The 25,601-nt window shown below is 71.7% G+C and carries 21 protein-coding genes; 12 read left to right on the top strand and 9 right to left on the bottom strand.

The annotated features are described in order from the left end of the window. The first annotated feature begins 38 nt into the window (after positions 1–38). From ABH931_RS15440 to ABH931_RS15385, 12 genes are all read left to right on the top strand, one after another. Positions 39–1,823: a 3-hydroxyacyl-CoA dehydrogenase family protein gene (locus ABH931_RS15440; protein ID WP_370113436.1), complete on the top strand. Its 1,785-nt coding sequence runs from the start codon at positions 39–41 to the stop codon at positions 1,821–1,823. A 20-nt stretch (positions 1,824–1,843) separates the two neighbouring features. Next, the gene (locus ABH931_RS15435) at positions 1,844–2,659 is read left to right on the top strand and encodes a TetR family transcriptional regulator (protein WP_370113435.1); all 816 of its coding nucleotides are present in this window, start codon (positions 1,844–1,846) and stop codon (positions 2,657–2,659) included. A gap of 371 nt (positions 2,660–3,030) precedes the next feature. Continuing rightward, positions 3,031–4,368: a crotonyl-CoA carboxylase/reductase gene (gene ccrA / locus ABH931_RS15430; protein ID WP_370113546.1), complete on the top strand. Its 1,338-nt coding sequence runs from the start codon at positions 3,031–3,033 to the stop codon at positions 4,366–4,368. 18 nt (positions 4,369–4,386) lie between these two features. Beyond that, positions 4,387–6,432: a protein meaA gene (locus tag ABH931_RS15425; protein ID WP_370113433.1), complete on the top strand. Its 2,046-nt coding sequence runs from the start codon at positions 4,387–4,389 to the stop codon at positions 6,430–6,432. Further along, positions 6,429–7,391, top strand: a complete 963-nt coding sequence (locus ABH931_RS15420) for a CoA ester lyase (protein ID WP_370113431.1) — start codon at positions 6,429–6,431, stop codon at positions 7,389–7,391. Before ABH931_RS15425 ends, ABH931_RS15420 begins: the two co-directional genes overlap by 4 nt. Before the next feature lie 8 nt (positions 7,392–7,399). Then, a complete protein-coding gene (locus ABH931_RS15415; RefSeq protein WP_370113429.1) occupies positions 7,400–7,903 on the top strand; it encodes a MaoC family dehydratase in 504 nt (167 codons plus the stop codon). Positions 7,904–8,015: 112 nt separating this feature from the next. Further along, on the top strand, positions 8,016–9,224 hold the full coding sequence (locus tag ABH931_RS15410; RefSeq protein WP_370113427.1) for an acyl-CoA dehydrogenase family protein: 1,209 nt from the start codon (positions 8,016–8,018) through the stop codon (positions 9,222–9,224). A 366-nt stretch (positions 9,225–9,590) separates the two neighbouring features. Then, positions 9,591–10,247, top strand: a complete 657-nt coding sequence (locus ABH931_RS15405) for a phosphatidylserine decarboxylase (protein WP_370113425.1) — start codon at positions 9,591–9,593, stop codon at positions 10,245–10,247. Beyond that, on the top strand, positions 10,234–11,118 hold the full coding sequence (locus ABH931_RS15400; RefSeq protein ID WP_370113423.1) for a phosphatidylcholine/phosphatidylserine synthase: 885 nt from the start codon (positions 10,234–10,236) through the stop codon (positions 11,116–11,118). Before ABH931_RS15405 ends, ABH931_RS15400 begins: the two co-directional genes overlap by 14 nt. A gap of 57 nt (positions 11,119–11,175) precedes the next feature. Further along, positions 11,176–11,844, top strand: a complete 669-nt coding sequence (locus ABH931_RS15395) for a leucine-rich repeat domain-containing protein (protein WP_370113421.1) — start codon at positions 11,176–11,178, stop codon at positions 11,842–11,844. Positions 11,845–11,911: 67 nt separating this feature from the next. Then, positions 11,912–12,523, top strand: coding sequence for an ArsR/SmtB family transcription factor (locus ABH931_RS15390; RefSeq protein ID WP_370113419.1), 612 nt, complete (start codon positions 11,912–11,914; stop codon positions 12,521–12,523). An 81-nt stretch (positions 12,524–12,604) separates the two neighbouring features. Further along, on the top strand, positions 12,605–13,804 hold the full coding sequence (locus ABH931_RS15385) for an MFS transporter (RefSeq protein ID WP_370113417.1): 1,200 nt from the start codon (positions 12,605–12,607) through the stop codon (positions 13,802–13,804). 9 nt (positions 13,805–13,813) lie between these two features. Here the strand turns inward: ABH931_RS15385 and ABH931_RS15380 are convergent, their stop codons facing one another. The 9 genes from ABH931_RS15380 to ABH931_RS15340 all read right to left on the bottom strand — a co-directional run bounded on the left by ABH931_RS15380 (position 13,814) and on the right by ABH931_RS15340 (position 25,386). Next, positions 13,814–14,374 (bottom strand): hypothetical protein, encoded by a 561-nt coding sequence (locus ABH931_RS15380; protein WP_370113415.1) that lies wholly within the window; start codon positions 14,372–14,374, stop codon positions 13,814–13,816. 127 nt (positions 14,375–14,501) lie between these two features. Further along, the gene (gene adhE, locus ABH931_RS15375) at positions 14,502–17,117 is read right to left on the bottom strand and encodes a bifunctional acetaldehyde-CoA/alcohol dehydrogenase (RefSeq protein WP_370113544.1); all 2,616 of its coding nucleotides are present in this window, start codon (positions 17,115–17,117) and stop codon (positions 14,502–14,504) included. Between the two features lie 147 nt (positions 17,118–17,264). Next, the gene (locus tag ABH931_RS15370; protein WP_370113413.1) at positions 17,265–17,759 is read right to left on the bottom strand and encodes a MarR family winged helix-turn-helix transcriptional regulator; all 495 of its coding nucleotides are present in this window, start codon (positions 17,757–17,759) and stop codon (positions 17,265–17,267) included. A 56-nt stretch (positions 17,760–17,815) separates the two neighbouring features. Next, positions 17,816–18,220 (bottom strand): tRNA (N6-threonylcarbamoyladenosine(37)-N6)-methyltransferase TrmO, encoded by a 405-nt coding sequence (gene tsaA / locus ABH931_RS15365; RefSeq protein ID WP_370113411.1) that lies wholly within the window; start codon positions 18,218–18,220, stop codon positions 17,816–17,818. Between the two features lie 64 nt (positions 18,221–18,284). Continuing rightward, positions 18,285–18,632 (bottom strand): 5-carboxymethyl-2-hydroxymuconate Delta-isomerase, encoded by a 348-nt coding sequence (locus tag ABH931_RS15360; RefSeq protein WP_370113409.1) that lies wholly within the window; start codon positions 18,630–18,632, stop codon positions 18,285–18,287. A 109-nt stretch (positions 18,633–18,741) separates the two neighbouring features. After that, a complete protein-coding gene (locus ABH931_RS15355) occupies positions 18,742–21,345 on the bottom strand; it encodes a glycosyl hydrolase (protein ID WP_370113407.1) in 2,604 nt (867 codons plus the stop codon). 177 nt (positions 21,346–21,522) lie between these two features. Next, a complete protein-coding gene (locus ABH931_RS15350; protein WP_370113405.1) occupies positions 21,523–22,635 on the bottom strand; it encodes an amidohydrolase family protein in 1,113 nt (370 codons plus the stop codon). Beyond that, positions 22,635–24,014, bottom strand: a complete 1,380-nt coding sequence (locus tag ABH931_RS15345) for a glutamine synthetase (protein ID WP_370113403.1) — start codon at positions 24,012–24,014, stop codon at positions 22,635–22,637. Before ABH931_RS15345 ends, ABH931_RS15350 begins: the two co-directional genes overlap by 1 nt. Positions 24,015–24,048: 34 nt before the next feature. Continuing rightward, positions 24,049–25,386 carry a hypothetical protein gene (locus ABH931_RS15340; protein WP_370113401.1) on the bottom strand — a complete coding sequence of 446 codons (1,338 nt, stop codon included), beginning with the start codon at positions 25,384–25,386 and terminating at the stop codon, positions 24,049–24,051. Between the last annotated feature and the right edge of the window lie 215 nt (positions 25,387–25,601).

The raw sequence follows: 25,601 nt of genomic DNA, 5'->3' as shown, positions 1-25,601 counted from the left end.
CGACCGCGGCGTACTCCCTGCTTCCCAGGAGTCACGCCATGACTGAGAACAGTCCTGTCTTCCCCACCGTCGCCGTGGTCGGCCTCGGCACCATGGGTGCCGGCATCGCCGAGATCGTGGCCCGCAGCGGCCGCCGGGTGATCGGCATCGAGGCCACCGCCGCCGACGCGCACGCCGCGCGCACGCGGATCGAGGAGGCCACCGCCCACTCCGTGCGCCGCGAGCGTCTCACCGAGGACGAGCGCGCCGCGCTGCTGGGCCGGATCACGGTCACCGACGAGCTCACCGCCGCCGCCGAGGCGCAGCTGGTGATCGAGGAGGTGCCGGAGAACCTGGAGCTCAAGCGCGAGATCTTCGCCGAGCTCGACAAGATCTGCCCGCCGGAGACCGTCCTGGCGACCGGCACCACCGCCCTCTCCGTCACCCGGATCGCCGCCGCGACCGGCCGCCCGGAGCGCGTGCTCGGCCTGCACTTCTTCAACCCCGCGCCGGTGATGCAGCTGGTCGAGGTGGTCAGGACCGTGCTGACGGACGCGCAGGCCGCCGAGGACGCGGCCCAGTTCGCCCGCTCGCTCGGCAAGTCGCCGGTCGCCGCCGGGGACCGGGCCGGGTTCATCGTCAACGGCCTGCTCTTCGCCTACCTGAACCAGGCCGCCGCGATGTTCGAGTCGCACTACGCCAGCCGCGAGGACATCGACGCCGCCATGCGCTTCGGCTGCGGCCTGCCGATGGGCCCGCTGGCGCTGCTGGACCTGATCGGCATCGACACCGCCAAGACCGTGCTGGAGGCGATGTACGCGCAGTCGCGCGACCGCCTGCACGCCCCCGCGCCGATCCTCGGGCAGCTCTCCGCCGCCGGCCTGCTGGGCCGGAAGTCCGGCCGCGGCTTCTACACCTACGCCGCCCCCGGCTCCTCGGAGGTCGTCGCCGAGGAGGGCGCGGCCGCCAAGGTCCGCGTCGCGGGCCGCGAGGTGCGCAGCGTCGGCGTCTGCGGCTCCGGCACGATGGCGAACGGCATCGCCGAGGTCTTCGCCAAGGCCGGGTACACCGTCATCCAGGTCGCCCGCAGCCAGGAGAAGGCCGACCGGTCCAAGGCCGCCATCGCGAAGTCGCTGGACCGCATGGTCGCCAAGGGACGCCTCTCCGAGGAGGACCGCGACGCCACCCTCGCCCGGGTCACCCCGAGCGGCGGCTACGAGGACCTGCACGGCGTCGACCTGGTCCTGGAGGCCGTGGCCGAGGACCTGGCGGTCAAGCGCGAGCTGTTCGCCACCCTCGACAAGATCTGCAAGCCCGGCGCGGTGCTGGCCACCACCACCTCCTCGCTCCCGGTGATCCAGTGCGCGACGGCCACCGGCCGCCCGCAGGACGTCATCGGCATGCACTTCTTCAACCCGGCCCCGGCCATGAAGCTGGTCGAGGTGGTGAGCACCGTCCTCACCGCCGAGGACGTCACCGCCACCGTGCTGGAGGCGTGCGCCAAGGTCCGCAAGCACCCGGTGGAGTGCGGCGACCGGGCCGGTTTCATCGTCAACGCGCTGCTCTTCCCCTACCTCAACGACGCCGTCCGGATGATCGAGGAGCACTACGCCTCGGTCGACGACGTCGACACCGCCATGAAGCTCGGCTGCGGCTACCCGATGGGCCCGTTCGAGCTGCTGGACGTGGTCGGCCTGGACGTCTCGCTGACGATCGAGAAGGTGCTGCACGCCGAGTTCCGCGAGCCGGGACTCTCCCCCGCGCCGCTGCTGGAGCACCTGGTGACCGCGGGCTGCCTGGGCCGCAAGACCGGCCGCGGCTTCCGCGACCACGCGCGCCGATGAGGCCAGGTAGCCTTCCGGTCATGACCACGGAAGAGCAGCTGCTGGAGCAGGCGGGCGTGACTGGCCTGACGGGCGAGCCGGGCAGCGGCGCCGCCCGCCGGGCGACGGCCCAGCGGCAGCTGATGCGCCAGGAGCTGGCCACGGCGGCCATGGACCTGTTCGCCTCCCAGGGCTACGAGGAGACGACGGTCGACCAGATCGCCGCGGCGGCGGGCGTGGCCCGGCGCACCTTCTTCCGGTACTTCCGGTCCAAGGAGGAGGCGATCTTCCCGGACCACGACGACACCCTGGTCCGCGTCGCCGACCTGCTGGCCAGCGCGGACCCGAGTGAGCATCCGCTGGACGTGGTCTGCCGGGGCATCAAGGAGGTGCTGCGGATGTACGCGGCCACCCCGGCCGTCTCGGTGGCCCGCTACCGGCTGATCCGCCAGGTGCCGACGCTGCGCGAGCGCGAGATCGCGGTGGTGGCCCGCTACGAGCGGCTGTTCACCCGCTACCTGCTCGGCCGGTTCGACACCGACCAGGGCGACGACGCGATGCTGGCCGAGGTGTCGGCCGCAGCCGTCGTCGCGGCCCACAACCACGTGCTGCGCCGCTGGCTCCGGGCCGGCGGGCGCGGCGAGGTGGAGGCCCAGTTGGACCACGCCTTCGAGGCGATCCGGCGGACCTTCTGGGGCGACCTGACCACCCGCCGCGGCGAGCGTCCGGCACTCCAGCTGGCACCCAGTGCCAGCAATGGTGGCGACTTCGTCATCACCGTCGCTCGCGCGGACGCACCGCTGGACGAGGTCATGGCGGGCATCCGCGCCGCCCTGACCGGCCAGAACGAGGCATAGCCGCAGGTCACAGCGCTACCACACAAGGGCCCCACGCCACCCGCGGCGTGGGGCCCTTGTGTTGTGTTGCAACGTGATGACGCTCACGTGACACTGGATGCAAATGGTGGCACGCAGTGTCTTTACGAGTGGCACAGGGTGCCAGTACGTTGTTACCCACTGGTCGCGGCGCCGCGGCTCCCCACCCCGGCGCGCCACGGCCTACCCCCCGCGCGCCACCCCTGTGCGGGCCCCAAGCTCGAAGCATCGAAGCGACTGACGTAGCCGGCGTCCGCTCCCGGCGACCCACCGCAGTACCAGACACGCCCCCCGTCCCATTGACGCACCCTGCACCCTCAGCAGGTACGCCGCCGGAGGCAGCCATGGCAGCCATCAAGGAAATCCTCGCCGCGATCCAGAACCCGGACACCACCGCCGCCGAATACGCGGCGCTGGAGCTCCCGGAGTCCTACCGCGCGATCACCCTCCACAAGGACGAGCAGGAGATGTTCGCCGGTCTGGAGAGCCGCGACAAGGACCCGCGCAAGTCCCTGCACCTGGACGACATCGCCCTGCCGGAGCTCGGCCCGGGCGAGGCCCTGGTCGCCGTCATGGCCAGTGCGGTCAACTACAACACGGTGTGGAGCTCGATCTTCGAGCCGGTCTCCACCTTCGGCTTCCTGGAGCGCTATGGCCGCCTCTCGCCCGAGACCGCGCGTCACAACCAGGACTTCCACGTCCTCGGCTCCGACCTCGCGGGCGTGGTGCTGCGCACCGGGCCGGGCGTGCACGCATGGAAGCCCGGCGACAAGGTGGTCGCCCACTGTCTCAGCGTCGAGCTGGAGAGCGCCGACGGGCACAACGACACCATGCTGGACCCCGAGCAGCGCATCTGGGGCTTCGAGACCAACTACGGCGGCCTGGCCGAGATCGCGCTGGTCAAGTCCAACCAGCTGATGCCCAAGCCGGAGCACCTCACCTGGGAGGAGGCCGCCTCCCCGGGCCTGGTCAACTCCACCGCCTACCGCCAGCTGGTCTCCCGCAACGGCGCCGGCATGAAGCAGGGCGACAACGTGCTGATCTGGGGCGCCTCCGGTGGCCTCGGCTCCTACGCCACCCAGTACGCGCTGGCCGGCGGCGCCAACCCGATCTGCGTCGTCTCCAGCCCCGCCAAGGCGAAGATCTGCGAGGCGATGGGCGCCGAGGCGATCATCGACCGCTCCGCCGAGGGCTACCGGTTCTGGAAGGACGAGCACAACCAGGACCCGCGCGAGTGGAAGCGTTTCGGCGGCAAGATCCGCGAGCTGACGGGCGGTGAGGACGTCGACATCGTCTTCGAGCACCCGGGCCGTGAGACCTTCGGCGCCTCGGTCTACGTCACCCGCAAGGGCGGCACCGTCGTCACCTGCGCCTCGACCTCGGGCTACATGCACCAGTACGACAACCGCTACCTGTGGATGTCGCTCAAGCGCATCGTCGGCTCGCACTTCGCGAACTACCGCGAGGCATGGGAGGCCAACCGCCTGATCGCCAAGGGCAAGATCCACCCGACGCTGTCGAAGACCTACACCCTCGCCGAGACCGGTCAGGCCTCGCTGGACGTGCACCACAACAAGCACCAGGGCAAGGTCGGCGTGCTGTGCCTGGCACCCGAGGAGGGCCTCGGCGTCACCAACCCCGAGCTGCGCGCCAAGCACCTGCCGGCCATCAACCGCTTCCGCGGCGAATAGTCAGGACGGCTCGGGGACATGACGACTCATCGGGACCGACCCTGGCTGATGCGGACCTACGCGGGGCACTCCTCCGCGGCCGCCTCGAACGAGCTGTACCGGAAGAACCTGGCGAAGGGTCAGACGGGCCTCTCCGTCGCCTTCGACCTGCCGACGCAGACCGGCTACAACCCCGACCACGTCCTCGCCCGCGGCGAGGTCGGGCGGGTCGGTGTCCCGGTCAGTCACGTGGGTGACATGCGGACCCTCTTCGAGGGCATCCCGCTGGAGCGCACCAACACCTCGATGACCATCAACGCCACGGCCATGTGGCTGCTGGCGATGTACCAGGTGGTCGCCGAGGAGCAGGGCGCGGACATCGCCAAGCTGACCGGGACCACCCAGAACGACATCATCAAGGAGTACCTGTCGCGCGGGACGCACGTCTTCCCGCCCGGGCCCTCCATCCGGCTGACCACCGACATGATCGCGTACACGGTCGCCAGCCTCCCGAAGTGGAACCCGATCAACATCTGCAGCTACCACCTGCAGGAGGCCGGGGCCACGCCGGTGCAGGAGATGGCGTTCGCGATGTGCACGGCGATCGCCGTGCTCGACGCGGTCCGCGACAGCGGGCAGGTCAAGCCGGAGCAGATGGGCGAGGTCGTCGCCCGGATCTCCTTCTTCGTCAACGCGGGCGTCCGCTTCGTCGAGGAGATGTGCAAGCTGCGCGCCTTCTCGCAGCTGTGGGAGAAGGTGACGCTCGAGCGGTACGGCGTCACCGACCCCAAGCAGCGCCGGTTCCGGTACGGCGTCCAGGTCAACTCCCTCGGTCTGACCGAGGCGCAGCCGGAGAACAACGTCCAGCGCATCGTGCTGGAGATGCTGGCCGTCACGCTGTCCAAGGACGCCCGTGCCCGCGCCGTGCAGCTGCCGGCCTGGAACGAGGCGCTGGGTCTGCCCCGGCCCTGGGACCAGCAGTGGTCGCTGCGGATCCAGCAGGTGCTCGCCTTCGAGTCGGACCTGCTGGAGTACGGGGACCTGTTCACCGGCTCCGTCGTGGTCGAGGCCAAGGTCGCAGAGCTGATCGAGGGCGCGGAGGCGGAGATCGCCAAGGTGCAGGAGATGGGCGGGGCCGTGGCCGCCGTCGAGTCCGGCTACCTCAAGGCCGCGCTGGTCGCCTCGCACGCCGAGCGCCGCACCCGGATCGAGTCCGGTGAGGACAAGGTCGTCGGCGTCAACTGCTACGAGACCACCGAGCCGAGCCCGCTGACGGCCGACCTGGACACCGCGATCATGGTCGTGGACGGGGACGCCGAGCGCGCCGTGGCCGAGGCCTTCGCGGGCTGGCTGGCCGGGCGGGACGAGGGCGCCGCGCAGGCGGCGCTCGCCGAGCTCAAGGCGCAGGCACAGACCGACGCCAACCTGATGACCGCCACCCTCGCCTGCGTCCGCGCCGGCGTCACCACCGGCGAGTGGGCCCAGGCGCTGCGCGACGTGTTCGGCGAGTACCGGGCCCCCACCGGCGTCGGCGGCGCGCCTATCACCGGCGTCATCGACCCGGAGACGGGCTCGGAGCTGCTCACCGTCCGCGCGGCCGTGGCCCGGACCGCCGAGGAGCTGGGCAGCGGCAAGCTGCGGCTGCTGGTCGGCAAGCCCGGCCTGGACGGCCACTCCAACGGCGCCGAGCAGATCGCCGTGCGCGCCCGCGACGCCGGCTTCGAGGTCGTCTACCAGGGCATCCGCCTGACGCCCGAGCAGATCACGGCGGCGGCCATCGCCGAGGACGTGCACTGCGTCGGCCTGTCGATCCTCTCCGGCGCCCACGCCGAACTGGTGCCGGACGTGCTTCAGCGGCTGCGCCGCGCCGGGGCCCTGGACATGCCGGTGGTCGTCGGCGGGATCATCCCCGCCGCGGACGAGCAGGCCCTGCTTGCCCAGGGCGTGGCGGCGGTGTTCACTCCGAAGGACTTCGGGATCACCGCGATCATCGGCCGTATCGTCGACGAGATCCGTCTGGCCCACGGCCTGGACCCGATCTTCACCACCCAGAAGACTCAGAAGGAAGAGACCCTCGCCTCATGAGCAACGTCAACCGACTCCGTCCGCGCCGTTCCTGCCTGGCCGTCCCCGGCTCGAACCCGCGCTTCCTGGAGAAGGCCCAGGGCCTGCCCGCCGACCAGGTCTTCCTGGACCTGGAGGACGCCTGCGCACCGCTGGCCAAGGAGGGCGCCCGCCACACCATCGTCGACTTCCTGAACAACGGCGACTGGACCGGCAAGACCCGCGTGGTCCGCGTCAACGACTGGACCACCCACTGGACCTACCGCGACGTCGTCACCGTCGTCGAGGGCGCGGGCCAGAACCTGGACTGCATCATGCTGCCCAAGGTCCAGGACGCCCAGCAGGTCGTGGCGCTGGACCTGCTGCTGACGCAGATCGAGAAGACCATGGGCTTCGAGGTCGGCAAGATCGGCATCGAGGCGCAGATCGAGAACGCCAAGGGCCTGATCAACGTCGACGCCATCGCGGAGGCCTCGCCCCGCCTGGAGACGATCATCTTCGGCCCGGCCGACTTCATGGCCTCCATCAACATGAAGTCCCTCGTGGTCGGCGAGCAGCCGCCCGGCTACGGCGCCGACGCCTACCACTACATCCTGATGCGCATCCTGATGGCCGCCCGGGCCAACGACCTGCAGGCCATCGACGGCCCCTACCTGCAGATCAAGAACGTCGACGGCTACCGCGAGGTCGCCGGGCGCAGCGCCGCGCTGGGCTTCGACGGCAAGTGGGTGCTGCACCCCGGCCAGGTCGACGCCGCCAACGAGGTCTACTCCCCCTCCCAGGAGGACTACGACCACGCCGAGCTGATCCTGGACGCCTACGACTGGTGCACCTCCGAGGCGGGCGGCAAGAAGGGCTCCGCGATGCTCGGCGACGAGATGATCGACGAGGCCTCCCGCAAGATGGCCCTGGTCATCTCCGGCAAGGGCCGCGCCGCCGGCATGCAGCGCACCACCAAGTTCGAGATCCCTGAGAGCTGAGGCGCGAGATGCAGTTCGGACGCACCTACGAGGAGTTCGAGGTCGGCGCGGTCTACAAGCACTGGCCCGGAAAGACCGTCACCGAGTACGACGACCACCTCTTCTGTCTGCTCACGATGAACCACCACCCACTGCACATGGACGCGAACTACGCGACCACCACCGTGCAGGGCAAGAACGTCGTGGTCGGCAACTACATCTACTCGCTGCTGCTCGGCATGAGCGTCGAGGACGTCTCCGGCAAGGCCCTGGCCAACCTGGAGATCGAGTCGCTCAAGCACGTCGCGCCGACCTTCCACGGCGACACGATCTACGGCCAGACCGAGGTCCTCGACAAGAAGATGACCTCCAAGCCCGACCGCGGCATCGTCTACGTCGAGACCAAGGGCTACAACCAGGACGGGACGCTGGTCTGCGTCTTCCGCCGCAAGGTGATGGTCCCCACCGAGCAGTACCTCAAGGAGCGCGGCGGCGACCAGCCCGGGCGCCCCGAGCTGCGCGAGCAGGCGTAACACTCAAAAGCTTTCCCCCACCCCGCTCCCCCACAGTGCTCGGGCGCTCCACGGTGTATGCCACGCCCGTGGAGCGCCCGGACAGGCCGGTCAGAAGAGAAGGACACGATCCATGGGACGCCTCGCCCAGACCGAAGGTCTCAACGAGATCCAGCAGGAGATCCTCGCGACCGTTCGCAGCTTTGTCGACAAGGAGATCATTCCGGTCGCCACCGAGCTGGAGCACCGCGACGAGTACCCCACCGACATCGTCGAGGGCCTCAAGGAGATGGGGATCTTCGGTCTGATGATCCCGGAGGAGTACGGCGGCCTCGGCGAGTCGCTGCTCACCTACGCCCTGACCGTGGAGGAGATCGCCCGCGGCTGGATGTCGGTGTCCGGCATCATCAACACCCACTTCATCGTGGCGTACATGATCAACGCCCACGGCACGCAGGAGCAGAAGGACTACTTCCTCCCGCGCATGGCCACCGGCGAGATCCGTGGCGCGTTCTCGATGTCCGAGCCGGGTCTGGGCTCCGACGTCTCGGCCATCTCCACCAAGGCCGTCAAGGACGAGAGCGGCGAGTTCTACGTCCTCAACGGCCAGAAGATGTGGCTGACCAACGGCGGCACCTCCTCCGTGATCGCGTGCCTGGTCCGCACCGAGGAGGGTCACGCCTCCCCGTACAAGAACCTCACCACCTTCCTGATCGAGAAGACCCCGGGCTTCGGCCCGAACGAGTCGGTCCCGGGCCTGACCGTCCCGGGCAAGATCGAGAAGATGGGCTACAAGGGCGTCGACACCACCGAGCTGGTACTCCAGGACGTCAAGCTGCCCGCCGACCGCATCCTCGGCGGAGTCCCCGGCCGCGGCTTCTACCAGATGATGGACGGCGTCGAGGTCGGCCGCGTCAACGTCGCCGCCCGTGGCTGCGGTGTCGCGCAGCGCGCGTTCGAGCTGGGCATCCGGTACGCGCAGCAGCGGCAGACCTTCGGCAAGAAGATCGCCGAGCACCAGGCGATCCAGTTCAAGCTCGCCGAGATGGCCACCAAGGTCGAGGCGGCCCACCAGATGATGGTGATGGCGGCCCGCAAGAAGGACTCCGGCCAGCGCAACGACCTCGAGGCCGGCATGGCCAAGTACCTGGCCTCGGAGTACTGCAAGGAGGTCGTCGAGGACTCCTTCCGGATCCACGGCGGCTACGGCTTCTCCAAGGAGTACGAGATCGAGCGCCTCTACCGCGAGGCCCCGATGCTGCTCATCGGTGAAGGTACTGCGGAGATCCAGAAGATGATCGTGGGACGCCGCCTGCTGGAGGACTACAAGCTCGCCGAGTAGGACTCGCCGGGCGGCGACGGACTTGCCGGGTGCGCGGGCTGGGGAGCATGGCGCGTTTCGGCAACAGGGGGGCGCGGATCACACGGTTCGCGCCCCCCATTTTCGTGTATTGCTCAACTGCCTTGCGCGCCAGCGACCTGAGTGCTTTGTCACCGTTCGCCCACAACCCTTGGCCCGGGCACCCCCACCGGCTTACCTTGGCGGAGCAGAGAGAAACGCGGGAGCACCCCACCCGGGTTCCCGGAGCTTGCTACGGCACCACCTGCTGCCGATAGCATCCCCTCGGACGACCGTGTGTCGCCAACGACACATCCGTCCCCGAACCCCTCGACACCGCGACCTTGTCGGTCGCGACAAAGGTCTTCGATGCCCCTTCGTCCGTCCCATTCGACCGACGCCACCCGGCCGCGCGTGACCCTGGCCCGTGGTGCGTCCCCCTGGCTCGTCCCGACCGTGCTCACGGCCGCCGCGTGCACCGCCCTCACCCGGCGCAACGGCAGATGGGCCCTGGCGGCGGTACCGGCCTCCGCGCTCAGCGCGGGCATGCTCTGGTTCTTCCGCGACCCCGAGCGCGAACTCGGCGCCGGCCGGGTCATCTCTCCTGCCGACGGCGTGGTGCAGAGCATCGACGCCTGGCCCGACGGCCGCACCCGCGTGGCGATCTTCATGAGCCCGCTCAACGTGCACGTCAACCGGGCCCCCCTGGACGGCGTGGTCCGCTCCGTCGAGCACGTGCCCGGCGGCTACGTCCCCGCGTTCAACAAGGACAGCGACCGCAACGAGCGCGTCGTGTGGCACTTCGACACCGAGCTCGGCGACATCGAGATGGTGCAGATCGCGGGCGCGGTGGCCCGCCGCATCGTCCCCTACGTCACCAGCGGCACCAAGGTCGGGCGCGGCGAGCGCGTCGGCCTGATCCGCTTCGGCTCGCGCGTCGACACCTACCTCCCGGCGGGCGTCGAGCCCGGCGTCGAGGTGGGCCAGAAGACGACGGCAGGGGTGACTCGCCTTGACCGTGACTGACCCGGAGGCCTACCGGTCCCACGGGGAGGAGGACGACGAGGAGATCGAGCGCGTCGTCCGCCGGCTGCGCTGGGCCCGCGACCGCGAGCTGCGCCGTCCGCTCTCGCCGCAGCACCTCTCCACGGCGGACCTCTTCACGCTGGGCAACGCCGTCTGCGGCTTCCTCGCGATCTACTGCACCACCACGGGCGTGCTCATCCCGCACCTGACCGGTGTGGCGACGAGCGGGGACCGCCGCAGTGCGGCGGCCGCGGTGACGCTGCTGCTGATCGGCTCCATGTGCGACCTGTTCGACGGCCTGGTGGCGCGCAAGCTCCGCTCGTCCGCGCTGGGCGCGGAGCTGGACAACCTCGCGGACCTGATCAGCTTCGGCATCGCCCCGGCGTACTTCGTCGTGGTCTGGGGCATGACCGCGGGCGGCGCGCACCAGCGCGTCAGCGCGGGCATCGCCATCGTGGTGCTGCTGGCCGTGGTGCTGCGTCTGGCCCGGTTCTCCTGCACGGCCGCCCGGCCTGGTGTGTTCCAGGGCATGCCCTCGCCGATGGGCGCGCTGACGGTGATCTCCATCGTGCTGCTGAACCCGCCGTTCGTGCTGGGCGCGCTCGGGATCGTCGCCGTGGCGGCGCTCATGGTGAGCCAGGTGGAGTACCCGAAGCCGCAGGGCAAGCTGGCCACGGCCACCCTGGTGTGGATCGTCGTCTCGATGGGCTGTCTCACCGCCTGGGCCACGGGCCTGCCGGGCGGCGCGACGCTGCTGCAGATCGGTGCCTCGCTCCAGGTCGCCCTGGCGCTGATGGCCCCGCTCATGGTCATCCGCCGCAAGGTCGGCGACGTCCGCGCCAAGCGCGCCGAGGCGCGCGGCGCGAACTGAGGCTCGCTCGCGAACGCCGGGGCCCCGGGACGGTTTCCGTCCCGGGGCCCCGGCGTTATGGCTCTACCATCGGTGTCCGTGCGCAGGACGATCAACCTCTGGCGGCAGCGACTCGACGAGGTGCCCGCGGAGGTGTGGGCGGATCCCGGGGTCGAGGTGCTGATCCTCGCCGACACCGGGATCGGCTCGCTCCCGTCCCGGATCGGCACGCTGCGCCGGCTGCGGACGCTGGACCTCGGCCACAACGCGTTGACCACCGCCCCCGGGGAGCTGGGCGACCTCGACGCCCTCGACTTCCTGTACCTGCACGACAACCGCCTCACCGCGCTGCCCGACTCCCTCGGCCGCCTCACCGCGCTGCGCTATCTCAACGTCGGCGAGAACCCGCTCCCGGCCCTGCCGGAGGCGATCGGCGGCCTGGCCGCCCTGGTCGAGCTGCGGGCCCAGGGGTGCGGTCTGACCGCCCTGCCCGCGTCACTCGGCCGACTCGCCCGCCTGCGGGAACTGCACCTGCGCGACAACGCCCTCGGCTCCGTCCCGGAGGTGGTGCGGGCACTCCCGCGGCTGCGTCACCTCGACCTGCGCGGCAACCGGATCACCGCGCTGCCCGCGTGGCTGACCGGGCTGCCCGCCCTGGAGAAGCTGGACCTGCGCTGGACGGGGGTCGACCCGGACGCTCCAGCGCTGGCCGAGCTCTCTGCCCGCGGGTGCTTCGTCCTGGCCTGAACCCTGTGGAAAGACTTCTTTCGAAAGAACTCTTTCTATTGCTGCCCCCGCCCGCTACGCTCCTCGCGTGAGCCGAAACGAGCCCGACCACCCCTCCCTCCGCTCCGTCCGCGATCCGCGGAGCCTGCGGGCACTGGCGCATCCGACGCGGATGGCGCTGCTGGAGGCGCTCGCGCTGCACGGGACGCTGACGGCGACGGAGGCCGCAGGCCTCGTCGGCGGGAACGCCTCGAACGCCTCGTACCACCTGCGGACGCTCGCCTCGCACGGGTACGTGACCCAGGCCGAGGGCGGCGCGGGCCGGGAGCGGCCGTGGCGGCTGGACGGCGTCGGGATGACGTTCGAACAGGACGACGAGGATCCGGGCGTCGCCCAGGCGGCGTCCGCGCTCCTGGAGGTGCTCAACGAACGCTGGGCCGAACGCCGGCACCGGTTCCAGCGCGCCCGGGAGCAGTACCCGGAGCCAGTGCGGCGGGCCGCCGGGGAGAGCCAGGCGGTGCTGTTCGTGACACCGGAGGAAATGGAGCAGGTCAAGGACGAGCTGCTGGCCGTCGTCATGCGCTACCACCACCGCATCGAGGACCGGAGCGCACGCCCCGAGGGCTCCGTGCCGTTCGAGGTCGTCCTGAGCGCCGTCCCGTTCACCCTCGGCGAGCCGGGGTCGACCCCGGAGAGCTGAGCCCCACCGCACCACGGCCCTGTCCAGCGACGAGGGTCGGTCTGTCATGCCTATGACTACCACCTGTACATAGGAGATCCCATGCGCACCCTGCTCGCCCAGCACCGCCTGCGCCTGTACTTCCTCGGCACCACCCTCAGCACCGTCGGCGACTACGCCCTCTGGCTCGCCTCCGGCGTCTGGGTCAAGGAGCTCACCGGCTCGACCGCGCAGGCGGGCCTGTGCATGCTCAGCCTGATACTCGGCACGCTGCTCTCCCCCGTCAGCGGCCACCTGGTCGACCGGATGCGCCGCAAGCCGCTGCTGATCGGCGCGAACGCCGTCACGGGACTGCTCATGCTGAGCCTCACGCTCGTGCACGGGGCCGGGCAGGTCTGGCTGGTCTACGCGGTGATGTTCGTCAACGGCCTCGCCCTGTCCGTCACCGGCTCCGCCACGACGGCCCTGCTCCCGGCGATGGTCGAGCCGGAACTGCTCGGCGCCGCCAACGGCCTGACGCAGGCGCTGACGCAGGGCCAGCGGCTGATCACGCCCGCCCTCGGCATCGGCCTGCTCGCCGCCTTCGGCGGCGGCGCGGTGGCCGCCGCCGACGCGGCGTCCTTCGCCGCCGGAATCCTCTGCTGGGCGTTCATCAAGGTCGACGACCCGCGCCCGGAGCCGAGCGCCGTCCACTGGCGGACGGAGACCACGGCCGGGTTCCGCTTCCTACTGCGGACCCCGTCGCTGCGCCAGCTCAGCACCGCGCTCGTCGTCGGGCTGTTCGTGGCGGGCATGTTCGAGACGCTCGCCTTTGCCGTGGTCACCGTCGGCCTGCACCGGGCGCCGACCTGGATGGGCGTGATCGTGACCGTGATGGGCGTCTCCGGCATGCTCGGTGGCCTGCTGGTCGGCGCGCTGGTCAAGCCGCTCGGCGCCGGGCGCCTCACCGCGCTGGGCCTCGCCCTGTGCTGCGGCGGCGCGCTCGCCTTCGCCGTGCCCGCCACGGCCGTCGTGCTGCTCGGCGCCCTGCTGCTGGGCTTCGCCCTGCCCTGCATCATCGTCGGCTCCATGACGGCGATCCAGCTCACCACCCCGAACGAGCTGCTCGGCCGGGTCTCCGGCGCCGACGTCTTCCTCACCACCTCGGGCCAGGCTCTCGGCATGGCCGCCGGTTCCGCGCTGATCACCACCGTCTTCTACCGCGACATCGCCTTCGCCGGCGCGGCGCTGCTCGCGGTGAGCGCCCTCTACCTGGTGACCCGTCGCGAGCAGCGCGTCCCGCAGCCCGCGCTCGCGGCGTAGCCGTCCGGGTCAGGGGCCGCAGTCGGAGTCGTTGCTCTGGACGTGGATGTCGACGCCCAGGCCGTGGTCCTGCGGATCGGTGGAGTCGGGGTACTGGTTCTCCACGATCCACAGTTCCCAGTCGCTCTTGGTGAACCGGGCCTCGCCCTGGTCGCCCGCCGGGGCGGAGGTCCAACCGTCCGCGGCGGCGGCGGCGCGGACGGCCGCGGACAGGCCGTTGTCGTCACGGGCGGCGAACAGGTAGCGGTAGCCGTCGAGGCAGCCGTCGTCGGGCGGGGTGCCGAAGCTCCCCTTGAGCTGGTCCTCACGAGGGATGCCCGCTGTCGCCATGGTGCGGGCCAGCCACGTGTCGATCCGTGCCTCCCCAGCCTTCCGCAGGGCCTGCTCCCTGTCCTGGGCGGCGTGCTCGGCCGCGGCCCCGGCGGAGGCGGAAGCCGCGGCGGCTCGAGCGGATGCGGAGGAGTGGGCGGGCGTCGGGCCCGCGTCGGCTCCGCCGCCGCAAGCCGCGACGAAGGCAAGGGCGGGCAGGGCGATCAGGGCGAACCGGACAGGGCGGGCAAGGCGGTGCATGCCGCTACCCTAAGTGACGCGCGCAGTGGCCCTGACCAGGCCCTTCGCCCGGTCGCGGACGCCGAAGTGCCCCGTCGCGCGGTCGGGTTCGCGGCGGGGCACTCGGGGTCCGGTGGGCGGGCGGCGCTCAGCTGCCGTAGTAGGCCCGGGTCATCAGGCGCTTCATGTCGTCGATCATCGGCATCCGCGGGTTCGCGGGGGCGCACTGGTCGGCGTAGGCGTTGAGGGCCTGCTGCGGGAGCGCGGCCAGGAAGGCCTGCTCGTCGACGCCCTCGGCCTGGAAGGAGCGCGGGATGCCGCAGCGGTCGCGCAGGTCCTCCACCGCCTTCGCGTAGGACTCGACGCCCTCCGCGGTGGTCGCGGCCGGCAGGCCCAGCATCCGGGCGATCTCGGCCAGGCGCTCGGGGGCGCGGTAGGTCTCCGCCTTGGGCCACGGGGTGGCCTTGTGGGTGACCGTGCCGTTGTGGCGGATCACGTGCGGCAGCAGCAGCGCGTTGGTGCGGCCGTGGGCGACGTGGAAGGTGTTGCCCAGGGTGTGCGCCATCGCGTGGACCAGGCCCAGGAAGGAGTTGGCGAAGGCCATGCCCGCGATCGTCGACGCGTTGTGCATCTTCTCCCGCGCCTCGGGGTCCTTGGCGCCGTCGGTGACGCAGCGCTCCAGGTTTTCGAAGATCAGCCGGATCGCCTGGAGGCACTGGCCGTCGGTGAAGTCGCTGGCGTAGGCGGAGACGTAGGCCTCCGTCGCGTGGGTCAGCGCGTCGAAGCCGGAGTCGGCGGTGACGGTCGGCGGCAGGTTCATCGGCAGCGTCGGGTCGACGATGGCGACGGACGGGGTCAGCGCGTAGTCGGCCAGCGGGTACTTCTGGGCCGCGGCCGGGTCGGAGATGACCGCGAACGGGGTGACCTCGGAGCCGGTGCCGGAGGTGGTCGGGATCGCGACCAGCTGCGCCTTCTCGCCCAACTGCGGGAAGGTGTAGGCGCGCTTGCGGATGTCGAAGAACTTCTCCTTGGTGTCCGCGAAGGCCACCTCGGGGTGCTCGTACATCAGCCACATGATCTTCGCGGCGTCCATCGGCGAGCCGCCGCCCAGCGCGATGATGGTGTCCGGCCGGAAGTCACGCATCATCGCGGCGCCCTGGACGACCGTCTCCAGCTCGGGGTTGGGCTCGACGTTGTCGATGACCTGGATGGCGACCGGCTCCTTGCGGGCGTTCAGGATGTCCGTCACCTTCTGCACGAAGCCGATCGCACCCATGGTCTTGTCGGTGACCAGCGAGACGCGGTGGATGCCCGCCATCTCGCCCAGGTAGCGCAGCGAGTTGCGCTCGAAGTAGATCTTCGGCGGGACCTTGTACCACTGCATGTTGGTGTTGCGCCGCCCGATCCGCTTGATGTTGAGCAGGTTGACCGCGGTGACGTTGTTGGACACCGAGTTGTGGCCGTAGGAACCGCAGCCCAGGGTCAGCGAGGGCAGGAACGCGTTGTAGACGTCACCGATGCCGCCGAAGGTGGAGGGCGCGTTGACGATGACGCGGACCGCCTTGACCGCCCTGCCGAACCGCTCGGCCAGCTCCTCGTCCTCGGTGTGGATCGCGGCGGAGTGGCCCAGACCGTCGAACTCGACCATCTGCGCGGCCAGTTCGATGCCGTGCGCGGTGTCGTCGGCGTGCAGCGCGGCCAGGATCGGCGAGAGCTTCTCACGGGTCAGCGGCTCGGCCGGACCGACCTCCGCGCACTCCGCCAGCAGGATCGCGGTGTCCTCGGGGACCTCGAAGCCGGCCTGTTCCGCGATCCACTGCGGGGACTTGCCGACCACGGCGGCGTTCAGCTTCGCGCCACCGCAGTTGGCGCCACCCGCGGTGACACCGAAGACGAACTCCTCCAGCTTGGTCTTCTCGGCGGTGTTCAGCACGTGGGCGCCCAGACGGCGGAACTCGGCGATGCCGGCCTCGTAGATCTCGGCGTCCAGGATGACGGCCTGCTCGGAGGCGCAGATCATGCCGTTGTCGAAGGCCTTGGACAGCGTGATGTCGTGGATCGCGCGAGCCAGCTTGGCGTCCCTGGCGACGTAGGCGGGGACGTTGCCGGCGCCGACGCCGAGGGCGGGCTTGCCGCAGGAGTAGGCGGCGCGGACCATCGCGTTGCCGCCGGTGGCGAGGATGGTGGAGACGCCCTCGTGGTTCATCAGCAGGCCGGTGGCCTCCATCGAGGGCTGCTCGATCCACTGCACGCACCCGGCCGGGGCCCCGGCCTCGATCGCGGCGTCGCGCACGATCCGGGCCGCCTCGGCGGAGCAGCGCTGCGCGGAGGGGTGGAAGGCGAAGACGATCGGGTTGCGGGTCTTCAGCGCGATCAGCGCCTTGAAGACGGTGGTCGAGGTGGGGTTGGTGACCGGGGTCATCGCGCAGACCACGCCGACGGGCTCGGCGATCTCGGTGACGCCGTTCAGCTCGTCACGGCTGATCACGCCGACGGTCGGCAGGTCGCGCATGGAGTTCGTGACGTGCTCGCAGGCGAAGAGGTTCTTGACCGCCTTGTCCTCGAACAGTCCGCGGCCGGTCTCCTCGACGGCCAGCTCGGCGAGGCGGCCGTGCTCGGCGAGGGCGGCCAGCGAGGCCTTCTTGACGATGTGGTCGACCTGCTCCTGGGTGAAGCCCTCGTAGGCGCGCAGGGCGCTCTGGGCCAGGGAGACGAGGGCGTCGACGGCCTCGGAGGTCTGGGTGGGCGGCGTGGTCTGCGGCATGGTGCTCGTCACCTCGGCAGTGGAAGGGAGCCGTTCGGTTCGTTACTTCCACGGTGCTCCGCCGCGCGGCGCGGCAGTACGGGCCTTGGCCGCGTCTCGCTCGGGACCAACGGCCCCTTCCGCACTCACGCCCGTCCTACCCGGCCGCTACCCCAACGGCGGGAGCGCCTCCTGGGCGTGGTGCCCGAGCCGGTCCAAACCCTCGATCGTGGCGGTGAGCTGCTCGGGGCTGAGCACGCGGAAGACGTGCTCGTCGATGCCGCGGGCATGGCGCTGCGCCGCCTCGGCAAGCTTCTCCTCGCCGAGCGCGGTGATGGTGACCACCTGAATCCGGCGGTCGGTTCGGGAGCGCTCGCGCAACACCAGGCCCGCGTCGACCATCCGGTCCACGAGCCGGGTGGCGCCGCCGCTGGTCAGCACCGCGTCGCGGGAGAGATCCCCCATGGTCGCGCCCTCCGGCGCGGCCGCGAGCCGGAGCAGGACCTCGAACATCGCGTGGGAGATCCCGCTCTCGCGCTCCATCGCCGCCCCGAGCAGCCGCTCCAGCCGCGCGGCCGCGGTCAGCAGCACGCCGAACGCCTGCACGCGTTCGTCGGCCACCGCCTCGGCGGCGGACTCGATGCTGATGCCGGCAGCGGTCATCGTGCGCTCCTTCCCCAGGGGATCGGGCCCTCACGTTACCGCCCGTGGGCCGACGGCTACCCTCCGGGGGCGAGGTGGGGCTTGACGTCCAGGATCGGCGTCCCGTCGATCGCCTCCAGGTGACGCACGTGGACCCGCGGGCCGTCCACGGCGAGGATGTGGACGTCGTGCAGGCCGATCGGGTTCGGCCGGTCGGGCGCACGGGTGGCGAAGACGCCGGTGAGCGGGCGGGCCGCGTCGCCGCGCGGGTGCACGGCGAGCGTGTCGCGGTCGGCGCGGTCGAGCCAGGTGAGCAGCAGCACGTCCAGGCCGGGCGCGAGGCCGTCCAGGGCCGGGGCGTAGACGTCGTCGAACACCAGCCAGGCGTCCGGCGCGCCCTCGTCGGGCTGCCGGGGCGCCCCGGACCGGTCGGTCAGCACCGACTCGACCCGGCCGATCGGTCGCAGGGTGTAGGCACTCACGGGTCTTCGGGCTCCTTTCGATCAGGGGTGTTCCGTCGGGGTTCTACCGTCAGGCGGTCGCGCTTCAGGCGGACGCGTGGACCGACCGGTAGGTGGCCCGGTCCAGCTCGGTGACCTCGACGGCGAGCGAGACCGGGGCGGTCACGTGCGCCTCCAGCAGCCCGAGGACGCGGGCGGAGAGCTCGGCCCGCAGTTCGGCGCTGCGGCCGGAGAGAATCTTGATCTCGACCAGGACGACCGGGCGTTCGGGCGATCCGTCGCCGACCAGGTAGTGCGTGGCGGAGCGGAAGACGGTCTTGCAGTCGGAGATCTCGGAGTCGATCACCTTGGAGACGAGCGGGTGCAACTCCCTGGCGAAGGCCGGGCGGTCGAAGGCGAGATCGGCGGAGTGGTCGACGAGGATCTGCGGCACCAGGACCTCCAGGCGTGTGGACGCGACCCCTCGACGCTAGCGGAAGGCGGGGGCCCCCGCCGCTGTTCGCGGCGGGGGCCCGGGCCGTGCGGTGGGGTGCGGGGTGCGATCAGTCGCGGCCGAGGTCGCGCAGTTCGATCGCGTAGATGCCGCGGCCGTGGGTGGCCGCGTAGACGCGTCCGTCCGGGCCGAGCACGATCTGGTCGACCGAGACCGCCGGCAGCTCGCCGATCGCGCGCCACTTGGTGCGGCCCGGGGCGCGGTAGACCGCACCGAGGTCCGTACCGACCAGGAGGCCGCCCTGCGGGGTCAGCGCCAGCGAGTCGACCGGGACGTCCGGCAGGTTCGCGGAGATGTCCGTCCAGGTCGCGCCCGAGTCGTGGGACTCGAAGACGTGGCCGATGCCCGCGCCCGGACCCTCGTTCCAGTCCCGGGAGAAGCCGCTGAACGTCATGTAGACGTGCGAGCTGTCCGACGGGTCGACGGTGAGGTCGCTGATGTAGCGGTTGGGCAGGTCGGCGGGCAGCGTCAGCTGCGACCAGCCGGTGCCGTCCGCGTTGCCGACCGCCACGCCGTGGGTGAAGCCCTGCGAGTTGCACGGACCGCACCAGGCCGCGTAGACCTTGCCGCCGGAGGCCGCGACGGCCGTCGCGACGTGGCCCGCGCCGAGGTCGAACGCGCTGGTCCACTGCGAGGACGAGCGGATGCCGAAGCCCTGGTTCTCGACCCAGACGTGCTGGCCGCCCGCGACCCAGGTGCTCGGGTTCAGCTGGTCGGCCGAGAACGGCGCGATGAACCGCGCCGCGGAGGAGGCGTTGTCCGGGGGCGGCACGTCGTAGGTGGTCGGCGCGCCAAGGCCGTTGTTGGCGGCACAGTTCTGGGTGACGTTGATCTCCAGGTAGACGTACTCCTGGGCCTCGTTGCAGCCGTTCTTCGGGTCGACCAGCGTCATGCCGCCGTCGCCGCCGAAGTTGGAGCCCATCACCGTGTCGACGGCCCTGGAGCCGTAGCCCCGCAGCACCGACTGGCCGTTGTCCTGGAGGCCGCCGGTGACGACGACGCCCTTGCCGGCCGGGTCGCTGCCGACGCCGACCGAGTAGTACTGGAGGGTGTCGATCGTGCCGTCGTTGAGCGAGACCCAGTCGGTGGCGTGACCGAGGGAGTCGGCCTGTCCGTCGACCGGGCGCTTGTACAGGCCGCCGTCGTTGGCCGCGACCACGTAGCTCTGGCCGTTCAGAGAGCCGATGGCGAGGCCGTGCTGGTCCGGGTGGGTGGTCTGCGAGCAGGTGCCGGACTGCGCGTTCGGGTCCAGGCTCCAGCAGGCGAGCGGGAAGTTCCAGTAGATGCCGGGGGTGGTCCAGGTGGCGCCGCCGTCGGTGGTCTGGAAGACCTCCTCCAGGCCCGCGTAGACGTGGTCGTGGTTGTTCGGGTCCACGATCAGCGACTCGTCGTACCAGGACTGGCCGCCGACGTTGTCCAGGGCCGAGCCGGACGCGGCGAGCTTCGCGGCGTCCGCGATCTGCGTCCACGGGCCGAACGGGGAGCCGGACTTGGAGACGTAGACGCCGCCGAAGCCGCCGCCCGCGTTCAGCGAGTTCGGGGACTCGGTGATCGCGTAGTAGCGCTGGTGGTCCGCGGAGGCCGCGAAGGTCACCGCGCCGACGTCGCCCGCGTCCGTCGGCAGGTCGCCGAGGCCGGAGGTGACCAGCTGCCAGGTGCCGCCGGTGTTGGCGTAGTAGCCGTTGTAGTTCGAGCCGTTGGGCAGCGCGCCGGAGCGCCAGCCCACCGCCGCGATCACGTGGTTCGGGTCGGCCGGGTCGAACGCGACGTCGCTGACGATGTTCTCGTAGGCGGCGTTGGGGTCGCTCGCGAGCGAGTGGCCGGGCAGGTAGTCGGGGTTCGGCGCGAACTCCAGTTTCCAGGGGCCGCGCAGGTTGGTGGTCGAGTGCGACCACAGGCCCTCGGTGGTGGCGGCCCAGATCTTGTCGCCGGATATCCGCAGCTCGTGGATGCTGGTGCTCTGCAGCTCATCGCCGCCGACGCGGTCGTGCGGGGAGAAGCGGCTGTGGGCCGGGTCGTCCAGCAGGTAGACACCACTGCCCAGGTAGGCGTCGGCGTTGGTGGTCGCCTCGCCGGTGCCGAGCCAGAGGCGGCCCCTGCCGTCCAGGGCGAGCGCGCCGGTCGCCTGCGCGGGCAGCTGGTCGCTGATGGACGTCCAGTTGCCGCCACCGCTGGTGGAACGCCACACGCCGCCGCCGGCCGCGCCCGCGTAGACGTTGCCGTGGTTGTCCGCGACGACGGCTGACGCGCGGCCGGTCACGTTACCCATACCGGCGGTGGAGTTGGAGTTGTAGTCGCGGTAGCGCGGGTCGTCCGAGTTGTAGGGCAGCTTGGTCACCTGACGCCAGTCCCCGCCGGTGCGCGGCAGGTTCTGCATCGAAGCCCAGGCCGCGCCGTACGCGCCCGGGTTCACGACGCCTGGGGACTGGCGCTCCTCGTTGCGCTGGTCGGCGCCCTCGGCTATCTCGTCCGACTCCTCGCCGCTGCCGTCGTCACCGCCCCCGTTGACCTGGGCGTGGATGCCGCCGCTGGTCATGTGGCGGTGGTGGATCGGCATACCGATCGCGGGCGTGGTGGCCACGAGCCCGCCTGCGGCGGCGATGGCGGTGGACAGCAGGATGATGCGCCTTCTGCCGCGGTGCGGTGTGGTCAACGGGTCCTCCCCGGGTGTGTGGGTGATCCACCGGTTCGTTGCTCGCTGTGCACGGCCTGGCACGTACAGGCCGCGAGCGACTTGACCACACTGGAGAGGGTGACAGCTACGGAAAGGACGGACGGTTTACGCAACCGTTACTGGTACTGATGAGTCACGAAGTCAACTCGTCTCGTCTCATGCCAGTTTGTACAGCCTGCGGGCGTTTCCTCCACCGATGAGCGCGGCCACCCGCGCGGCCTCGTCCGGTACCGGCAGGGCCTCGGCCAACCAGGCGTCCAGGGCGTCCGCGAACGCCGCCGCGCCCACGAGGTAGAGCTCGGGCAGACCGTAGGCATCGGTGGAGAACAACAGCTTGTGGAAGGGGACGAGTTCGAGCGTCTCGGCCAGCACCCGGCGTGCTCCGGTGCCGACATGAGTGAGCGTCAGACCGAGATCGCAGTACACGTGCGGGAAGGCCTGCGCGAGCCAGGCCGCCTGCCGGTGGTAGGGCCAGCCGTGCAGCAGCACCAGCGGCGTCCCGAACGGCTCCACGGCCCGGACGAACTCCGTGAGCAGGGAGGGGTCGGTACGGTGCAGGGTCAGATCCGGATCGCCGAATCCGGTGTGCAGCTGGAGCGGCAGGCCGAGGTCCACCGCCTCCCAGAGCAGGTGCCGCAGCAGCACCGGATGCTCCAGCCGACCGGCGCCCGCCGCCAGGTACTCCAGCGCCGCGTTGGCCACCTCGGCGGGCGAGGGCCGCACCGGGTCGAGGTCGAGTCCGCACCGGTACGCCACCACCGACTTGAGCCCGACCGCGTGCCGCGCGGCGCGGCGCAGGGCGGCGCAGACGGTCTCCGCCCAGGTGTGCGCGGCCACGTCGGGCGTCGTGGCCCGCTCGGCGATCCACTCGATCCGGACGATCTCGTGCACGTCGGCGTGCGCGACCCCGCCGAGCTCCTCGACGGGGAGCAGCGGCACCCCGGCCGCCTCCGTCAGCCCGGTGTCCACCAGACAGGCCGAGAGCCCCGCCGCGCGCAGCAGCCGCCGCGTCGCCTCGGCGACCCCGAGCTCGCGCCGCCGCTCCAGATACGCCTCGACGGGCGCGAACTCCGGCAGGCCCAGCACCGGCGCGCACCACCGTCGCACGGCCAGCCCGAGCGCGGAGTCCCACGGCGACGCCCCGGCGGCGGGCGGCCGGTCGGACTCGGTCAGCAGCGAGGCGAAGGCGGCTGCGCCAAGCTCGCTTCCGACGACGCTGTGGCAGTGCTGGTCGACGAGTCCGGGGCGACCGGCCGGCCCGGACGGCATCAGTAGCGCCAGCGCGTCGCGGCGACGACGGCCTGAGGCGGCAGCGCGCCGTAGGCGGCGTTCTCGGCGGCGCGGACGGCGGCGACGGCCTCGAAGAGGACGTCGCCGAGGGCGTCGCGCAGGATCGTGGAGGCGCGGAAGGCGGTGAGCGTCTGGTCCGGACTCGTCGGCAGGCGCGCGGGCCGCCGCTCCGGCGGCAGCAGCACCGGGTCGCCCTGGACCGGCTCCGGCAGCACCCACTTGGCGTCCAGCCCGGCCAGCCCCGCCGCGATCACGCCGCCCACGGCCAGATACGGGTTGGCGGCCTGGTCGAAGCACTTGACCTCGGCGTTGGCCTGCTCGTCCGTGCCCTGGATCAGCCGCAGCGCGGCCTCGCGGTTCTCCACGCCCCAGCAGTGGAAGCACCCCGCCCAGCGCGAGGGCACCAGCCGCAGGTAGCTCGCGGGGCTCGGGGCGCCCAGCGCCAGCAGCGCCGGGAGCTCGCGCAGCACGCCCGCGAGGAAGGCCTCGCCCTCGCCCGCCGGGGCCTCGCCCGCCAGCAGGTTGCGGCCCTCACGCCAGGCGCTCAGGTGCAGGTGCCCGCCGTTGCCCACACCGTCGGGCTCGAAGGCCGGGGCGAACGACGCCCGCAGTCCGTGCCGGGCCGACACCCCCCGGATCGTGGCCCGGACCAGCACCGCGTCGTCCGCCGCGCCCACCGGGTCCTTCGCCGCCACCGACACCTCGAACTGCCCCGGGGAGTACTCGGGGTGGATCTGCTGCACGGTCAGCCCCTGCGCCTCCAGGGCCAGCAGCACGTCGCGCAGGTAGTCGGAGCAGTCGGTGATCCGGTGCAGCCCGTAGGCGGGCCCGTCCGTCGGGTAGGGGTCGCCGCCGGGCGCCGGCTCCGCCCGCTGGACGATCCACTCCGTCTCGAAGGCGGCGCGGAAGCTGATGCCCCGCTCCGCCGCCTGCTCCACCATCCGCGCGGCGAACCGCCGTTGGCAGGCGGGGTGCGGCAACCCGTCCTGCCGGAACCGCTCGCCGGGCGCGAAGGCCCAGCCGGGCTGGGCCGCCAGCGGCACCGCCCGGTCCAGCACCGGAAAGACTCGCAGATCGCCGTCGGGGCCGCCGAGGTAGCGGCTGGTGGTGGTCGCGTCGTCGACCAGGAAGACGTCGAAGACGGGCGACATGCCGACGCCCTCGACCGCGGCCTCGGGCAGGCGCCGCAACGGGACACCCTTGACGCGGGCGATCCCGGCGTTGTCCACCCAGGTGACGGCGAGGGCGACGACCCCCTCGCCACTGAGCCGGGCGGCGGTCAGCCGCGCCTCCGCACGGGCCTCCTCGCGGCCGTCACGGCCCCCGCGGCCCTCACTGTCCTCGCGTGGCTGGTCCACCGTCCCCGCCCCTCCTGGGTTCGCTGCCGACCGGTCAGGCGCCGCCCTCGTGCACGCTGAAAGCGCTGCGCCGGGCGGCCCGTGCCACTCCAGGATCGGGGTGCGCGGACGCCACGGCCGCCAGGACATGCCCGGCGCGCGGGTGACCCGCCTGGCGCGCGAGAGCGAACAGGCGCCCCGGGTTTCCGTCGGCCGCCCCCTGGACGTGCCGCACCAGCATGCCGGTGTCGCCGTGCTCCAGCACCGCCGCGCCGGTGTCCACCCACAGCCAGGCGGCGTCCTGCTGGCCCAGCACGTCGGCGGGCAGAACACCCTCGTCGCTCTGCTCGGCCAGCCACAGCAGCGCGTAGGGGCGCAGCATCGGCTCGTCCAGCGCGTTCCGCACGGACGGCTCGGCGGGCTGCCCGGCGACCCGCAGCGCCTCGAAGGCCAGGCCGCGCAGCAGCGCGTCCTCGCCGCGCGCGACGTCCAGCAGGTCCGCGACGGCGCGGTCCACCTGACGGGCCGCCAGCCAGGCGCGGTACTCGGCGCGCGCGGGCCCCGGCGAGTAGCCGGCGCAGGCGGCCAGCAGCTCCAGCGCGGACTGCTCGATGTGCCCGGCGGCGGTCTGCGCGACCGTGCAGATCTCCTCCAGCTTGGCGCGCACGGCCCAGTGCCCGAGCGGCGTCAGCTCGAAGCTGTCCTCCTCGCCGGGCTGGGGTCTGTGGACCACCGCACCCACGGCGCGGAACCCGTCGAGCATCCAGCGCAACACCGCGACGATCTCACCCTGCGTCGGCGGCTGCGCCGCGTCCCCGTCCCGCGCGTCCGCGCGCACCGCCGAGACGGCGAGCGCGGCGTGCGGGACCGGCGTCACGGCGGTGGGGTGCAGGCCGGCGTGCCACTGCTCCTCCATGCCGCGGCGCAGCAGCTCCAGCAGCTCGGTCTCGGCGACCGGCCCGTCCACCAGGTGCAGGAAGGAGAGGAGTTGCGGCGCGTGGTCCACCGCCTGGCCGGCGAGCTGGGTCAGCGCGCGGTCCGGCACGGACACCAGCAGCGTCCACGCGTCGAACAGCGCGGCCCAGCCGCGGAGCACGGCCTCGTCGTCGTGGGCCCAGGCATGCAACCGCCAGCCGGGGCCGGCCCCGGCACCGCGCAGCTCGACCAGCCCCGTCAGCCGCGCCCGCTCCCAGGCCGCGCGGGCCTGGTCGACGGTGAGGCCCAACGCGGTGGCCGCGTCCGCGGCGTCGGTCGGCATCAGATCCCCGCGGCGGTCCACGGCCGCGAGCTCGCCCGCCCAGCGGGCGATCCGCACCGCGTCCGCGAGCAGCCGCCGCGCGGGCGGCGCGAGGCTGCCCGGCCCGGGCAGGTCGGCCGGCGGCGTCCGGCGCACGTGCTGCCCTTTGGGGCGGGGCAGCCGGGCCACACGGGCGGCAGGGATATCGGCATCACGGTCACGCGGATTCCGGGACGTCACGCGGTGCAGTCTTCCCCGTCATACGGCAACTTGTCACATTCCCAGGCGTGGCGGGCTCCCGCCTGCGGCGCAGGGGACACAAGTGATGGCACGGGGAGCCAGTTGCACCTCCCAGGAGCGCGGAGCTCCGC

The sequence above is a fragment of the Streptacidiphilus sp. MAP12-33 genome (genome assembly GCF_041261265.1).
In the GTDB taxonomy this organism is placed as follows: Bacteria; Actinomycetota; Actinomycetes; order Streptomycetales; family Streptomycetaceae; genus Streptacidiphilus.
Note: the sequence above shows the minus strand (reverse complement) of the source record. Positions and strands in the feature narration are given on the sequence as shown.